Source organism: Thermosipho africanus Ob7 (genome assembly GCF_003351105.1).
Lineage (GTDB): Bacteria > Thermotogota > Thermotogae > Thermotogales > Fervidobacteriaceae > Thermosipho > Thermosipho africanus.
Map to the genome: position 1 here is coordinate 164,168 of NZ_NKRG01000002.1, position 15,747 is coordinate 179,914.

Here is a 15,747-nt window from a genome sequence, read left to right on the forward strand (position 1 = left end):
ATCCCTCCTCACAAAGGTTGTTTCAAAATTTTATTAAATCTTCTTGGATATTTAGGATCATTTTCTTTTGCTTTTTCAAAAACAAGTAACACTCTTTCTTTTTCAAGAATATTATACTCTCTTATCTCTCTAAGTTTTACGTTTAGCTCTTTTATAGCATTTTGTGCATTATCTAACTCCTCTTTATAATTTTTCCCCTTGTAAAGAAAAATTTTTCCACCAACTTTTGAAAAGGGAACCGTCAATTCCAAAATTACTCTTAATTCTGCAACAGCTCTTGAAAAAACCGAATCAAATTTTTCAATCAAATCTTTCTTTTCTTCAATTCTTGCATTTAAAAATTCTAGATTATTCAAATTTAATTTATTACAAACCTCTCTAACAAAATCTATCTTTTTTCTCGAAGAATCAACTAATAAGCCACGAGAATTTTCAAACATAATTCCAATAAAAACTCCTGGAACGCCTCCTCCAGTTCCAACATCTAAAAAATTATTCCCCACATCATTTTCTCTTAGAGGAATTAAACTATCCATGGCTAATAATTGGTAGGCTAGTTCTAGTTCCTTTATAGCGGTAAGATTTAACGGTGCGTTTATAATTTCTTTTAAGTACTTTAAAATAACTTGCTTCTTTTCAAAATTCATCTTATCTTACCTCTTAACACTAAATATGTATATTTAATTATTTCGAAAGGCACATGCCTTTTTTTTATCGGAGACTGCAGCCATCTATAAAACCATTCTAATTTCATTTTTTGAAAAATCAGTGGTGCACGTTTTTTTAGTCCAGAAATTACATCAAAACTTCCACCTACACCCATTGCAAATTTAAAAGGTAATGAAATGTTATTAAAAATCCATTCTTCCTGCCTTGGAACTCCCATACCAACAAAAACTAAGTCAGGTTTTAAACGCTCTATTTCCTCAGAAACACTTTTATCATCAAAAGGAAAATAACCATGATGAAAGCCAACGACATTTACACCATTATTTTTTAGCTTTTTGGCCGCTTCCTCAATAACTTTTGGTTTTGCACCTAAAAGATAAACCTTCCAGTTATACTCTTTAGACTTTTCACATAGATATAACATTGTGTCTATACCTGTAATTCTATCAGTTAAAATGTTTCTATTCCTTTTTAAGGCCCATACTATTCCAGAACCATCGGGAATAATATATGTAGCATTATTTACAACGTTTCTATAATACCCATCCTTCAACGCTCTCAATAAAATAGAAGCATTCAAAGTTACTATAAAAGTTTTTTCATTAGAAATTATACTCTTTACAATTTCTTCTCTTATTTCATTTTCAAATCCAACTGTGATCTTTAACTGCGAGAAGTTTACAATATCCACTTTCTCCACCTTTCTTACTTTTCTAATACAAAAAATTCCCGGATATTACCGGGACTGGTGCCGAGGGCGGGACTTGAACCCGCACGGAGAAAACTCCACATGATCCTGAGTCATGCGCGTCTGCCAGTTCCGCCACCTCGGCATGTTACACAATTATATTATATCACATAAAATTTAAGCAAACTATACTTCTTCATACAATTCTTGCTTTACGAATATTGAACTTTCAAAGATTATCTTAGGAGAAGGAATACCATTGAATTTTGTACCGTATTCAGTAGTGTACGCTCCTGTGTTATATAATACAACTAAATCATCCATTGTTGTTGTTTTCGGTAAATTAATATCATAATACATTACATCAACGCTATCACATGTTGGACCTGCAAGAACAAATTTTTCCTTTTCTTCATCTTCTTTTCCAATAACTTCAACTTCATATCTTATATTCTGTATAGTCTCAGTAAGACCATGAAATACACCTGCATCAGTATAAATCCATTTTTCTTCCCCTTTTTGACTCCTTAAGATTACACTCGTTATCATTGTACCAGCGTTACCTACCATTGAACGTCCTGGTTCCAATATTACTGTTACATCTTCCCCAATATAATCTGCTATTGCCTCATTTATAACTGCAGAAATCTCTTCAACTGTTGGAATATTTTTTGAATATTTTACTGGCATTCCCCCACCAGTATTTACCATTTTCATTTCAATTCCCATTCTTCTTGCCTCTTCAAATACTACAGAAACTTCCCTAATTGCAACTCTCCAATTTTCCGGATTATAATTTTGTGATCCTACATGAAAACTCACACCAATTGGATTAAGTCCCAATGAGTACGCATATTTTACCAATGAAATGGCGTGATCAACACTTGTTCCAAATTTTTTAGTTAAAGGCCAATCTGCATCATCTTCCATTCCATTGGTGCTAATTCTAACATATATATCCGAACCTGGGGCATTTTTAGCTATCTTTTCTATCTCCATTTCACTGTCAACTGCAAACATTTTAATTCCTTTTTCATATGCAAACGCTATATCTGAAGATTTCTTTATTGTATTCCCAAAACTCATTCTCTCTGGTTCTACACCTATACTTAAAAGCTTTTCGATCTCTGGTCTTGAAGCTACATCAAAATAGCTTCCCAAATCTCTTAAAAGTTTTAAAATTTCAATATGGGAGTTGGCCTTAACAGCATAATAAATCTTTGAATTTTTTACATTTTCTACAAGTCTTTTGTAGTTATCTCTTACTACTTCCAAATCCATTACTAATATAGGAGTTCCATGCTTTTCTGCCAATGCTTTCAATTTTTTGTTGAGAATTTTTTTGTCCATTCTCCCCACTCCCTTCAGTAAAAAATCTAAAACAATAATAAACTAATTTATGCTACATTAAAACATACATATTATTAATTTTTTACTACAACATGTTACAATTATGAAATACAGAGCGGGGAGGTTATAATAACATATAAATAAAATGTGAAAAAACACCAGCTGCAAGTCCTCCAATTGTATGTGACAAAATTGCTTTTCCTGTCAAAAATCTATACCCAAGTTCATCCATCATAGCAATATGAGTACTCAAATATCCACTCCAAGTCATTCCCATAGCTGTAAAGACTGCTATATCATTCGGCGTAATAATATTCAAATCAATAAACTTTGGGATTAATGCAAGCGCGGCACCGGTTGAACCCAATGAAGTTAAAGGAAAAGCAATCAATTCAGGATTGGAAAAACCAAACAACCACTTTAAAATGAAGAATATTTTTTCACCCAAATAAGGTAATATTGGGATACCTTCATATGCAAGACCCTGGTATCCTACTGTTGGATCTTTTGGCCCAAAAGTTATCATCATTACAAAAGTGCTAATTACTAGTACTCCAGGAATGATACCTAATCCAATATCAACACCCTTTTTCCCTCCATCAAGTAACGCAGTTAAAAGTCTCTCTGTAAAACTGCCATAACTATTTTTATCCTCATATTCAACATTTACTATTTCTTCTGAATCATCATAGTCTCCCAATTTTTTCTTTGTAAAACTTGAAAAAATTCTTACACTAACAATACTTCCAAAAATTGCTCCCAAATTTCCAATAAACACCGCAGGAACTAGATTATATCCCATTTTACTACCTTGAGCAATCATAAAAGTTGAAACTATTAATCCCATACCAAAGGAAGTTCCCAAATTGCACAGCAAAGGTTCTTGCCACTTTGCAAAGTTTTTCATAAACCTTTTGTCCTTTGCAAGAGCAATAATAGCTGGATTATCTGAAAAGTAAGTTGCAATTATTCCCATCACAGAAACACCAGGAAGGTTATAGAGAGGTTTCATAAACGGTCTTAAAATTACATCTATCAAATCAGCAACCTTGAATTCAAACAAAAGACCTGAAAAAGCCCCAGTAATAACTGCTACTGCCATAATAAAAAATACGGTATTTAATAATAAGTCATGGGCTGTTAGCATTAGTGTCTTAAAAAAATTAGAAACTCCCATATAGGAGTTTACAAATAAAAAGACAAGTATCAATAATATTAGAAAAAGAAAAGCTTCAAAATAGGATTTTTTCACAAATACTCCCCTTTCTCAGTCTAATTTTAGCAGCACCAATATAACGCCAACCAATAAAGATATTACACCAACTATTTCTGCATGCAACGACTGAGAAATGGGATAAGCGGCAATTAAAATAGCAAAATATTTAAAAAAGCTTCCAATTATTCTTTTACTTACTCTTTTAATTGAAAATATAGCATACTCAAATCTGTCTTTTCCCAAAGCCAAAACCAATATTCTAAACCTGGTATCTATAGAATAAATATCCCTAATAATCCTATAAAGTTGGTAAAGCGTCGAAAGAATTAAAAAGAAAAACAATTGCAATATGCCTTTAGGTATATAATACCAACCTAATATTCCAAGACCTAAAACAATTAATTCATTAAAAAATCTAAACGTACCATATTTAAAGAATGTCTTTGAAATTACAATTAAAAAAGCTAATGCAATAGAAATCAGGAGCCCTACGGCCCCTGTAATAAGCGTAAAAAAGGTAACATCAAGCATTATCTTTTTCACCGCCACTCTTAAACATTTCAGAAATTGCTCCTATACTTCCCAAAATACCTGATAATTCCATTGGTAAGAATATCTTAGTTGCATTTCCATTAGCCATTTCTTTAAGTGTCTCAAGATATCTTACTGCAATAACGTCGTTGGTAGGATTTCCTTCATGGATTGACTTAAACACCAACATAATAGCTTCACCTTGTCCTTGAGCCTCAGCAATCAATTTATGCTTATTTGCTTCTGCAACTTTCTTAATGGCTTCCGCTTCACCTTCTGCCTTTAAAATTGCTGCTTGTTTTTGACCTTCTGCTTTTAAAATTTCAGATTGCCTAATTCCTTCTGCTTCTAAAATTGCTGCTCTCTTTGTTCTTTCAGCCTTCATTTGTTTACTCATAGCTTCCATAATATCCTTTGGTGGATCTATCTTTTTAATTTCAACTCTTGTAATTCTAATTCCCCATTTATCAGTAGCTTCATCAAGTACAGTTCTAAGCTTCGTATTTATTTTTTCCCTTGAAGTAAGCGTCTGATCAAGTTCTAATTCACCAATAACATTTCTAAGATTCGTTTGTGCAAGCTTTATTGTTGCAAATTCAAAATTACTAACATTGTATACTGCCTTGTAAGCATCTGTAATTTCATAGTATATTACAGCATCTACAGTTACAACAACATTATCCTTTGTAATAACTTCTTGAGGTGGAACATCTATAACATGTTCTCTTAAATCCACTTTTATCATTCTATCAAAAAAAGGAATAATAAAATGAATCCCTGCTTTAACTTCTTTTCTAAACTTTCCAAGTCTTTCTACCAATCCTCTTTCATACGGTCTAACAATTCTTATACCAGATGCCGCAACTAAAAACAAAAAGAATATTAATATTAAAAACAAAAAGTATAACATATTATCACACCCCCTGATCTATTTTTTCAACCACAACATGTGCACCTTCAACTTGCAAAATTTTTACATATTCCCCCTTTTTTATTACAATTTCATCATCATTTGAGAATGCTCTCCAGGTATCGCCATTTACTTTAATAATTCCAGTTCCTGCTTTGTTGTTAATATCTTCTAAAACTAAGGCATGTTTTCCAATTATCTCATCAACATTAATCTTTCTCGTTTGCTCTCCACTAATTTTATTTGCAAGAGGCCTTGTTAAAATAACCAAAATACCAGAGACTACTATAAATGTAACAAGTTCCCAAATAGTATTACCTACGAAAAAAGCAACTAGTGCCGATGCCAATGCGCCTACACCAAACCAAAATATAAAAAACGTAGGTGTTAATATCTCAGCTGCCATTAATATTACTGCTAATATAATCCAAAAAACTGTCGGGCTAATTATATCACCCCCTCACTTTTTAAAAAACTTTCAAATTTTTCAACCAAATTTGGATCAAAATATTTTCCAGATAACTTCTTAATCATTTCCATAGCTTCTTTTGGAGTTTTTAGTTCAGATTCCCATTCTGAAGAGATAAAATGAGTTGTTTCATCAAAAAAGTCTAGTATAGAAATAACTCTAGCATAATATGGAATTTGCCTCTCTCTCAAGCCATCTGGAAAACCTTTTCCATCCCATCTTTCATGATGATATCTAACAGTTGGAATATATTCCCACAAAACCTCAAACATCGAAAGAAAAACACTCCCCATAACTGTGTGATCTTGGTAACTTTCTTCAAACAATCTCATCCTAGTGGGTGAATATAACATTAATTGTTCAAGACTGATTTTTCCAACATCATGCAAATACGCATGAAATACAAATTTTCTTAGTTCTTTTTCGTCCATTCCTAAAAATTTTCCAAACTTTTCCGCCATTTTTGCAACTCTTTCAGTATGGCTATATCCATCACTGTCTTCTACCTCACTCAAAACTATTATATTTACAAGTAAATCAACAATTAATTCTTCTGCCTTATCCTTGTGCAGAACATTTAAATGCCCTCTTACAACTTTTTCAATTATTATAGGTAAAAGGTCAAAATATCGTTTTTCGTTCTTGATAGAAAATACAATATCTTGATCCTTTTCTACAAAGATAAATCCATTCTCTTCAAAAATATTTATATCTTTTTCTCCTTTTTCAAAACCTATATCATAATCATATAACTTTTCCCTCAAAAAGTCTGATAATTCTTTTGAAATCAAATTATCACCTTCTTTCAGCAATAGCCTTGCGGACAACCTCAACAAATTCTTCTACACTTACATCTTTTTCCTCAACTCCATCTCTACTTCTAACACTTATTTTACCACTTTTTTCTTCATTTTCTCCTACAATAATCATATATGGTACTTTGCTGATTTGAGCCTCTCTAATCTTATAACCAAGAGTTTCGTTCCTACTATCAACTTCAACCCTAATATTACTTTCACTTAACAACCTTGCAACTTTTTTTGCATAATCAATATATTTATCAGAAACTGGTAAAACTAATACCTGGACTGGTGAAATCCAAAGAGGAAATGCCCCTGCATAATGCTCAATTAATATTCCAAAAAATCTTTCAAGTGATCCATATTTTGCCGTATGAATCATCACTGGCCTTTTTTCAATGCCATCCTTGTCTACATATTTAAGGTCAAACCTTTCTGGCATTTGAAAATCTAGTTGAATTGTTGCACATTGCCATTCTCTACCAAGAGAATCTTTTACATGAAAATCAACTTTCGGACCATAGAAAGCACCTTCACCTTCTGCAATATCAAAATCAAGCTTTATATCTTCTAAAACTTTTTTTAGAGCATTTGTTGCTTTTTCCCAAGTCTCTTCATCTCCCATATGATCTTCTGGCATGGTGCTCAGAGTTGCTCTGTAAGTAAATCCAAATGGTTTATAAAGTTCGTCTATAAGCCTTACAACAGAGCTTACTTCTTCTTCAATTTGATCTTGTCTACAGAATATATGAGCATCATCTTGAGTAAATGCTCTCACCCTAAGAAGCCCATGTAAAACTCCACTTCTTTCATACCTATGAACCTTCCCAAATTCAAAAAGCCTAATAGGAAGATCTCTGTAAGAGACTACATCATTCTTATAAATCAGAATATGTCCTGGACAGTTCATTGGTTTTACTGCATATTCAGTCTCTTCCTTTTCTGTAAAATACATATTATCTTTGTAATGATCCCAGTGTCCGCTTTGATGCCAAAGTTTTACATTCATAATTAACGGAGTCATTACTTCTTTATATCCATATTCTTTGTGTAGTTGTCTTGAAAAACTCATCAGTTCATTTAAAATAGTTGCACCTTTTGGAAGGAATATTGGCATCCCAGCTGCAACATCTGTGTTTATAAAGAACAATCCAAGTTTTGGACCTAATTTTCTGTGATCTCTCTTTTTAGCTTCTTCAAGCATTTTTAAATAATTGTCCAATTCATCTTTAGTAGCAAATGCTGTACCGTAAATTCTTTGAAGCATTGGATTTTTTTCACTGCCTCTCCAATATGCACCAGAAACAGACAATAGCTTAAAGTGTTTTATCATACCAGTTCTTGGTAAATGTGGTCCTCTACATAGATCCACAAATTCTCCTTGCTTATAAAAACTCACTTTTTCATCTTGTATTTCTTTTATTAACTCAACTTTGTATATTTGCCCTTTTTCATCCATCATCTTTATTGCTTCATCCTTGTTCAGTTCAAATCGTTCAATCTTTAAATCTTCCTTTATGATCTTTTTCATTTCTTTTTCAATCTTTTCTAAATCCTCTTCTTTTATAACCCCATTCAATATTTCAAAGTCATAATAAAATCCATTTTCAATAGTAGGACCAATACCTAGTCTAACATTTTCTGGACCATATATTCTCATAACTGCTTGAGCCATTATATGTGCCATGGTATGCCTAAAAAATTCCGGTGCTTCTTTATCCTTTTTCGTTATAATTTTTATCTCGCAATCAAAATCAATAGGTCTTTCAAGATCCCACAACATTCCATTAACTATTCCTCCAACTGCATTTCTGAATAAACCTTCACTAATCTCTCGTGCGATCTGTGCAAGCGTAACTTTATCTTTATATTCTTTTTCACTTCCATCTGGTAAAGTTACTTTCATTATATTACCTCCTCTATTTAAATTTTATTATTCCTTTCTTTATTAAATAACCATACATCAACAAAGAAATCAATAATGAAATAATAAATACTTTCAAACTTCCATTAATTAAAAACAAAGAATAAAAAATAAAAGCTTCCAGTAAAGGTAAAATCCAAATCTTTAAGAAAGAGTCTCTATACGACTCTATTAATATAAGTAAAAATATTAAAAAAACGTTAATTAAATTAAAATCTTTAAATATTACCATAGTATATAAAGAAAGAAAAACAACGTATCTTAACGCTTTTTCAAAACTAAAGTTATTAGCAGATTCTAAAAAGAAAAACAGTATAAAAGATAAAAAAAGATCAGAAAAAGCTAAATCAAAAAAAATTAAAAAAAATGGAAATATCCAAAAAAACAAACCTGATATCATAAACCAAGCTCCTTTGATATCTTTTTCATTGCATTTAAGGCAATTTCATAAAATTTTTCAAGCGAAAGACCAAATTTCTCACAGCTTGCCATTTGATCCCTATTTGCACCTTTTGCAAAAGATTTTTCCTTAAAACGTTTTAACAAAAATTGAACATCTATTGCTTCTAGCTTTTTCTCTGGCTTAATCAATGCAGCTGCAACAATAAAACCAGTTGTAGGATCAGCAGCATAAATTGCTTTTTCAATCAAAGTATCTCTAGATTTTTTCCCGCTGTGGGCAAGTATTGCATTTTTAATCTCCTGACTAACTAAATCGCCAAGCAATTCCACTGTTTTCAATCCATGCTCTTCTGGAGTATTTTTCGTATATTCATAATCTAAGTCATGTAAAAGTCCTGCAATTCCCCAAGTTTCTTCATCTTCTCCAAAATAATTTGCAAGATCTCTCATAACCGCCTCTGTTGCAAGGCAATGTTTTATAAGATTTTTTGTCTTAACATGTTCATTTAAAAGTTCCCATGCTTGCTGCCTATTTATCATACCTAAACACCTCCACATTTATAGTATATCATAAGTTTAAAACGAAAATCACTAATAATATCTGTAAAATTTTCAAAAATTGTAAAATTCAAAAAAATTCTTAATTTTTTGTTATTTTTTGATTACATCAAATATCAAGTATAATTTAAAACAAACTATAGGAGGGATTAATGTGTACAAATTGAAATGTATAACTTGTGATACTATTTATGATCCAGAACCAAATATGTATACCTGTCCCAAATGTGGTGAAAGATATGGAACATTAGAAGTAATATTTAATTACGATTTAATAAATGTTAAAAAATCTGATTTTGACAAACATGGAGATATTTCACAATTTTCAAAGATTTTACCAATTGCAGAATATAAAGTCAAACAAGTCGTAGGTAATACCCCAACATATGAATTTAAAAATTATTATGGCATAAAAAAAGTCTTCTTTAAATACGATGGAACAAATCCCACTGGTTCTTACAAAGATAGAGCCTCAGCAATTGCAATTTCAAAAGCATATGAATACGGATATGATACTATCTACTGTGCCTCAACTGGCAATGCAGCAAGCTCTCTAGCAGGACTTTCAGCACCTACTGATCTTAAAACTTATATATTTGTTCCTAAAAATATTCCAATTGCAAAACTTGCACAGTTACATGTTTTTGGAGCAAATATAATTCTTATTGACGGAAATTACGACCAAGCATTTGATATATCTACAAAAGTTGGCCAAAAGTTGAATTGGTATTCAAGAAATTCTGCTATTAATCCATACCTTCTTGAAGGCAAAAAAACGGGTACTATGGAACTTGCTGTACAACTTGACTTTAATGTTCCAGATATTGTCTTCGTAAGTGCAGGAGATGGAACAGTTATAAGCTCAATTTACAAAGGTTTTTATGACTTTTACAACTTAAATCTTATACAAAAAATTCCAAAAATAATCGGCATTCAAGCAGAAGGAGCAGATGCAATTGCAAAAACATTCTCTAATGGAAAACCTTACACTCCTGTAGATATAATACCAAACACAATTGCAGATAGTATTTCTGTTGGAAAGCCTCGTGATGTAATAAAAGCTTGTAAATATGTTGAAAAGAGTGGTGGAACATTTTTAACTGTTAATGATGAAGAAATCAAAACCGCAATATTTGAACTAGCTAAAAACACGGGTATTTTCGCAGAACCTGCAGGTGCTGCTGCATATGCAGGCTTTAAAAAAGCTATTTCTATGAATTTGCTAAAAAAAGAAGATACTGTAGCAATATTTATTACTGGAAATGGCTTAAAAGACATTAAAGCAGTTCAAGATAACATAAAAATTAATCCTATTCCACCAGTTTTTGAGAAAATCATTGAATACATAAATGAGGTGAGAAAATGAAAATTAAATTCACACTTAACGGACAAACAATTGAAAGGGATGTACCTGTTTATAAAAGAGCTCTTGACTTTTTAAGAGATGATTTGAAGATAACGTCTGTAAAGGAAGGATGTGGTGAAGGAGAATGCGGAGCTTGTACGATAATCGTCAACGGTAAAAATGTTCATTCATGCCTTATGCTTGCTGTTGAACTCGATGGAAAAGAGATTATTACACTAGAGGGTATTGAAGATCAAATTAAAGATGCTTATGTTGAAGCTGGAGCAATACAATGTGGATTTTGTACACCTGGATTTATAGTTTCAACAAAAGTGTTACTTGATAAACACCCGAATCCAAGCGAAGAAGAAATAAAAGAAGCACTTGAGGGAAACCTTTGTAGATGTACTGGGTATGTAAAAATAATTAATGCTGTAAAAATAGCTTCTAGCTATATCAAAGGAAGTGAAAAAAATGATTAAAAATTATTTCTTACCTAAGACCGTTGAAGAATTATCTGAAATTAAAGCATCTACAAAAGGATTTCTCTTTTCCGGTGGAACTGATCTTTTTGTCAAACTGAGAGCAAATGCAATAAACACAGACACAGTAATAGATACAAAAGCTATTATTGAAACCCCAAATATAAGTGATAAATTATTTATTCCCTTAAACTTTACATACAGTCAACTTAGAGAATATCTAAAAGATAATAACATAAACAAATATTTAGATAATATAATAAGGCTAATAGGTTCACCAATGATTAGAAATAGAGGTACTCCTGTTGGGAACATTGCAAACGCATCACCGGCGGGAGATTTTGTCCTTGCAAGTTATCTCTTAAATGCAAAAGTAATTGTTAAACCAACAAATAAAAAAATCCCCATTGAAGATTTTATTAAAGGCCCAGGAAAAATAGAATTAGAAGAGAATGAATTTATTTTTGGAGTAGAACTTGATATAAAAAATGACTATAAATTCTATTTTGAAAAAGTTGGCAGAAGAAACGCAATGATCATATCAATTGCAAGCATTGCAATACTATTAAAAGAATCAAACAACAAAATTGATGACATTTCAATTTGTTACGGTTCCGTTGGTCCTACCATACTGCGTGAAAAACTGCTAGAAGAAAAAGTAAAAGGTAAAGAGATAAGTCTAGAACTTTTTGAATACCTTGCAAGCGAATACCAAAAGCTTTCAAATCCAATTACTGATGTTAGAGCATCAAAAGAATATAGAAAACAACTTGTGTACAACCTTATGATTAAAGCATATTACAATCTTAAAGAAAAGAAGGTGATGAATATATGATAAAGTTTAAAGAATATGTAAAGCCAAAAACATTAGAAGAGGCATATCAAATACTAACCGAAAAAAATTCACGAGTTATCGGAGGAGCAGCATTTTTGAAACTTTCAAACCAAGAATTCGATGTTGCAATTGATCTAATAGATACAAATCTTGACTTTATAAATGACTATCCAGAAAAAGTTGAAGTTGGATCTATGGTGACAATATCAGCATTTGAAGAAGATCCGGTACTTTCAACTTTATACAACGGCTTTTTAAAAAATGTTGCAGAAAAAATTTTAAGTTATCAAATGAGAAACATAGTCACTGTTGGAGGGACTATTTTTCCCAAATACGGTTTTTCTGATTTAATTACAGCTCTTTTAGTCTTAAATACTAACGTAGAATTGTATAAAAATGGTAAAATGCCACTTGAAAAATTTCTTGAAACAAAAATTGTTAAAGATATCTTGTCGAAAATTGAGATAATGAAGGAAAATTTAAAGCTCGCATTTGAATATGTAAGAAATTCAGAATATGATTTTTCCTTATTAAATGTAGCTGTATCAAACAATGAAGGAAAATTTAAAATTGCTGTTGGTGCAAGACCAGGTATAGCTCAACTTGCTAAAAATGCCGCAGAATTTTTATCAAATAACGCCATCACAAAAGAAAATATTGAAAAAGCTGCAGAAATTGCAGCCGAAGAATTAAAATTTTCAGATGATTTAAGGGCCACAGCAGAGTATAGAAAAAAGGTTTGTAAAGCACTTGTAAAACGTGCTCTTGAGGAGGTGACAAAATGAAGATTAGTCTAATAATAAACGGTGAAAAAAAAGACGTTGAAATAAATCCAGATGATATTTTACTAGATGTTCTAAGAAAACTAGGCTATTATAGCGTTAGAAGAGGTTGTGACACTGGAATGTGTGGAATTTGTACTGTATTATTGGATGGAAAACCTGTGCCTTCATGCTCTGTTTTTGCGGCAAGAGCTGATGGTCATCATATAACTACAGTTGAAGGCCTTGAAGATGCAAAAGTTTTTGCCCAATATCTTGCAGAAGAAGGTGCCGACCAATGTGGTTTTTGCAGTCCTGGATTGATAGTAAATACTGTCTATCTTAAAAATAAAAACTTTAAAGATAAAGAGGAAATAACAAACAAATTAATCGGTAATCTTTGTAGATGCACTGGATATGTAGGACAGCACAGGGCTATAGAAAAATTCTTGGGGGTGGAAAAATGAAAGAAGTTACAAGAAAAATTCCAAAAAAAGATGCATTAGGACTTCTTTTAGGAAAACCAGTATACACAGATGATCTATCCCCCAAAGATGCGCTTATAGTTAAAATCTTAAGGAGCCCACATGCGTTTGCAAAAATAAAAAGTATTGATACATCGAAAGCAGAGAAAATTGACGGAATCGAATGTGTTTTAACATATAAAGACCTTCCAAGAATACCAATAACCAGAGCTGGGCAGGGCTATCCTGAACCTTCACCGCATGATTGGTATATACTTGATGAATACGTAAGATATGTCGGAGATGAAGTTGCAATTGTTGCAGGAAAAGATGAAAAGGTCGTAGAAAAAGCTTTGTCAGAAATTAAAGTAGAGTATGAAATACTAGAACCAGTTCTTGATTTTGAAAAAGCAGAAGGTCATTCTTCAATTATACATCCTGAAAAAGAAACTCATCCAATGTTTGAAATAGGTTTTGATGCCAAAAACAACATTGCTGCATCGTATGAAATGGAAATAGGCGATGTTGAAGAAGAACTAAAAAAATGTGATGTAATAATTACTGAAAGATTTTATACGCAAGCTCAAGCACATGTTGCTTTTGAACCACATTCTGCCGCCTCATATATTGATATGCATGGAAGGTTAGTAATTATTTCTTCTACACAGGTACCATTCCATGTTAGAAGGATATTAGCCGAAGCGTTTAATATACCAATAAAAGATATTAGAGTTATAAAGCCAAGGATTGGTGGTGGTTTTGGTGGAAAACAAGCAATACACGGTGAACCTTTTGTTGCCGCTGTTACATTAAAAACAGGAAAACCCGCAAAAATTGTATATTCTCGTCAAGAAGTGTTTGAAGCAACCTATACTAGACATCCTATGAGATATGATATTACACTAGGAGCAACAAAAGATGGAAAATTAAAGGTTATTGACATGAAAGGTTTATCAGATACCGGAGCATATGGTGAACATGCTCTTACAACATTTATGGTTGCTGGTTCTAAAACACTGCCAATGTACAACAAAGTTGATGCCGTCAGATTTTCAGGAAAAGTTGTATATACAAATAAGGTGCCTGCCGGAGCATATAGAGGATACGGCGCAATTCAAGGAAACTTTGCACTTGAATCTGCTATTGATATCTTAGCAGAAAAACTAAATATGGATCCTATAGAATTTAGAAAAAAGAATATGATACGTGAAGGCGAAACTTCACCAATATTCAAGATAATGGGTGAAGGTCGTGAAGGAGTAGATATGATTGTAAGAAGTTGTAAATTAAATGAATGTGTTGAAGAAGGAATGAAGTTAATTAATTGGAAAGAAAAATTTCCAAGAAAAAAAATATCTGAAACAAAATTTAGAGGAGTTGGAATGGCAATAGCAATGCAGGGATCAGGTATTGCAAATATTGATATGGGATCTGCCATATTAAAATTAAATGATGATGGCTCATTTAATTTATTAATTGGAGCAACGGATCTTGGCACTGGAAGTGATACAATACTTGCCCAAATAGCAGCTGAAGTTCTTCAAGTTCCTACTGAAAATATTATTGTTTATTCATCAGACACCGATCTTACTCCATTTGACGTTGGCGCATATGCATCAAGTACTACATACGTCTCAGGTAATGCTGTAAAAAGAGCAGCAGAAAAAATGAAAAGAATGATTATTAGAGAAGGAGCGCTTAAATTGGGGCTTGATGAATCAAAAGTAGACTTTGATGGAAAATATATTTTCGAAAAAGATGGTAGTAAAAAAGTTGATTTGAAAGAACTTGCCACTGTTTTGTATTACACCGAAAACCAAAAGCAGTTGATTGCAGATGCATCATATGTCGGTGAGGAATCCCCTCCACCATTTATGGCCGGATTTGCAGAAGTTGAAGTTGATATTGAAACAGGAAAAGTTAGGCTTATAAATTATGTGGCGGTAGTAGATTGTGGTGTTACAATCAATCCAAATCTTGCAAGAATTCAAGTTGAAGGTGGTCTTGTGCAAGGAATTGGTATGACATTATTTGAAGATGTTAAATACTCACCAAGTGGAAAATTACTAACAAATAATTTAATGCAGTACAAAATCCCATCTAGAAAAGATATAGGAAATATTATAGTAAAATTCGTAGAAAGTTTTGAACCAACTGGTCCTTTTGGTGCTAAATCTGTTGCAGAAATTGGAATTGACACACCACCAGCTGCAATAGCTAATGCGATATATAATGCAGTAGGTGTTAGAATAAAAAAACTACCTATCACACCTGAAAAAATATTAATGGGTTTAAATAATAATTAAAAAATCAAGCCTCCAAAATTGGAGGCTTGATTTATAT

General features: G+C 32.2%; 17 protein-coding genes and 1 tRNA gene. 6 read left to right on the forward strand and 12 right to left on the reverse strand.

All coding sequences use genetic code 11. The annotated features are described in order from the left end of the window. Positions 1 to 8: 8 nt before the first annotated feature. The 12 genes from rsmG to OB7_RS03315 all read right to left on the reverse strand — a co-directional run bounded on the left by rsmG (position 9) and on the right by OB7_RS03315 (position 9,499). Positions 9 to 647 (reverse strand): 16S rRNA (guanine(527)-N(7))-methyltransferase RsmG, encoded by a 639-nt coding sequence (gene rsmG / locus OB7_RS03260; protein WP_004102498.1) that lies wholly within the window; start codon positions 645 to 647, stop codon positions 9 to 11. Continuing rightward, positions 644 to 1,360, reverse strand: a complete 717-nt coding sequence (locus tag OB7_RS03265; protein WP_004102496.1) for a WecB/TagA/CpsF family glycosyltransferase — start codon at positions 1,358 to 1,360, stop codon at positions 644 to 646. Before OB7_RS03265 ends, rsmG begins: the two co-directional genes overlap by 4 nt. 55 nt (positions 1,361 to 1,415) lie before the next feature. Next, positions 1,416 to 1,502: transfer RNA gene (locus tag OB7_RS03270), tRNA-Leu, on the reverse strand. A 41-nt stretch (positions 1,503 to 1,543) separates the two neighbouring features. Next, positions 1,544 to 2,707 (reverse strand): type III PLP-dependent enzyme, encoded by a 1,164-nt coding sequence (locus tag OB7_RS03275; RefSeq protein ID WP_114702518.1) that lies wholly within the window; start codon positions 2,705 to 2,707, stop codon positions 1,544 to 1,546. A 124-nt stretch (positions 2,708 to 2,831) separates the two neighbouring features. Continuing rightward, a complete protein-coding gene (locus OB7_RS03280) occupies positions 2,832 to 3,959 on the reverse strand; it encodes a CD0519/CD1768 family membrane protein (protein ID WP_114702519.1) in 1,128 nt (375 codons plus the stop codon). A gap of 15 nt (positions 3,960 to 3,974) precedes the next feature. Beyond that, positions 3,975 to 4,454, reverse strand: a complete 480-nt coding sequence (locus tag OB7_RS03285; protein WP_012580341.1) for a hypothetical protein — start codon at positions 4,452 to 4,454, stop codon at positions 3,975 to 3,977. Beyond that, the gene (locus OB7_RS03290; RefSeq protein WP_114702520.1) at positions 4,447 to 5,364 is read right to left on the reverse strand and encodes an SPFH domain-containing protein; all 918 of its coding nucleotides are present in this window, start codon (positions 5,362 to 5,364) and stop codon (positions 4,447 to 4,449) included. The genes OB7_RS03285 and OB7_RS03290 overlap by 8 nt, the downstream gene beginning before the upstream one ends. A 4-nt stretch (positions 5,365 to 5,368) precedes the next feature. Continuing rightward, entirely contained in the window at positions 5,369 to 5,770 is a 402-nt protein-coding gene (locus tag OB7_RS03295) for an NfeD family protein (protein ID WP_211305594.1), read from the reverse strand. 41 nt (positions 5,771 to 5,811) lie between these two features. Beyond that, positions 5,812 to 6,645 (reverse strand): HD-GYP domain-containing protein, encoded by an 834-nt coding sequence (locus OB7_RS03300; RefSeq protein WP_249030998.1) that lies wholly within the window; start codon positions 6,643 to 6,645, stop codon positions 5,812 to 5,814. After that, a complete protein-coding gene (thrS, locus tag OB7_RS03305; RefSeq protein ID WP_114702522.1) occupies positions 6,629 to 8,539 on the reverse strand; it encodes a threonine--tRNA ligase in 1,911 nt (636 codons plus the stop codon). Before thrS ends, OB7_RS03300 begins: the two co-directional genes overlap by 17 nt. Positions 8,540 to 8,552: 13 nt before the next feature. Beyond that, the gene (locus OB7_RS03310) at positions 8,553 to 8,957 is read right to left on the reverse strand and encodes a hypothetical protein (protein ID WP_012580337.1); all 405 of its coding nucleotides are present in this window, start codon (positions 8,955 to 8,957) and stop codon (positions 8,553 to 8,555) included. Then, the gene (locus OB7_RS03315) at positions 8,954 to 9,499 is read right to left on the reverse strand and encodes an HD domain-containing protein (protein WP_012580336.1); all 546 of its coding nucleotides are present in this window, start codon (positions 9,497 to 9,499) and stop codon (positions 8,954 to 8,956) included. Before OB7_RS03315 ends, OB7_RS03310 begins: the two co-directional genes overlap by 4 nt. 172 nt (positions 9,500 to 9,671) lie before the next feature. Here OB7_RS03315 and thrC point away from each other — a divergent pair, with 172 nt between their 5' ends. From thrC to OB7_RS03345, 6 genes are read left to right on the forward strand one after another with little or no spacing between them, the layout of a single operon-like run. Beyond that, positions 9,672 to 10,883: a threonine synthase gene (gene thrC, locus OB7_RS03320; RefSeq protein WP_114702523.1), complete on the forward strand. Its 1,212-nt coding sequence runs from the start codon at positions 9,672 to 9,674 to the stop codon at positions 10,881 to 10,883. Next, complete coding sequence (locus OB7_RS03325; protein WP_012580334.1) at positions 10,880 to 11,344, forward strand: (2Fe-2S)-binding protein; 465 nt, start codon at positions 10,880 to 10,882, stop codon at positions 11,342 to 11,344. Before thrC ends, OB7_RS03325 begins: the two co-directional genes overlap by 4 nt. Then, positions 11,337 to 12,179 carry an FAD binding domain-containing protein gene (locus tag OB7_RS03330; protein WP_004102474.1) on the forward strand — a complete coding sequence of 281 codons (843 nt, stop codon included), beginning with the start codon at positions 11,337 to 11,339 and terminating at the stop codon, positions 12,177 to 12,179. The genes OB7_RS03325 and OB7_RS03330 overlap by 8 nt, the downstream gene beginning before the upstream one ends. Beyond that, positions 12,176 to 12,964 carry an FAD binding domain-containing protein gene (locus OB7_RS03335; RefSeq protein WP_004102472.1) on the forward strand — a complete coding sequence of 263 codons (789 nt, stop codon included), beginning with the start codon at positions 12,176 to 12,178 and terminating at the stop codon, positions 12,962 to 12,964. Before OB7_RS03330 ends, OB7_RS03335 begins: the two co-directional genes overlap by 4 nt. Next, positions 12,961 to 13,407 carry a (2Fe-2S)-binding protein gene (locus tag OB7_RS03340; RefSeq protein ID WP_004102471.1) on the forward strand — a complete coding sequence of 149 codons (447 nt, stop codon included), beginning with the start codon at positions 12,961 to 12,963 and terminating at the stop codon, positions 13,405 to 13,407. Before OB7_RS03335 ends, OB7_RS03340 begins: the two co-directional genes overlap by 4 nt. After that, the gene (locus OB7_RS03345) at positions 13,404 to 15,710 is read left to right on the forward strand and encodes a xanthine dehydrogenase family protein molybdopterin-binding subunit (protein ID WP_114702524.1); all 2,307 of its coding nucleotides are present in this window, start codon (positions 13,404 to 13,406) and stop codon (positions 15,708 to 15,710) included. Before OB7_RS03340 ends, OB7_RS03345 begins: the two co-directional genes overlap by 4 nt. Positions 15,711 to 15,747: the final 37 nt, after the last annotated feature.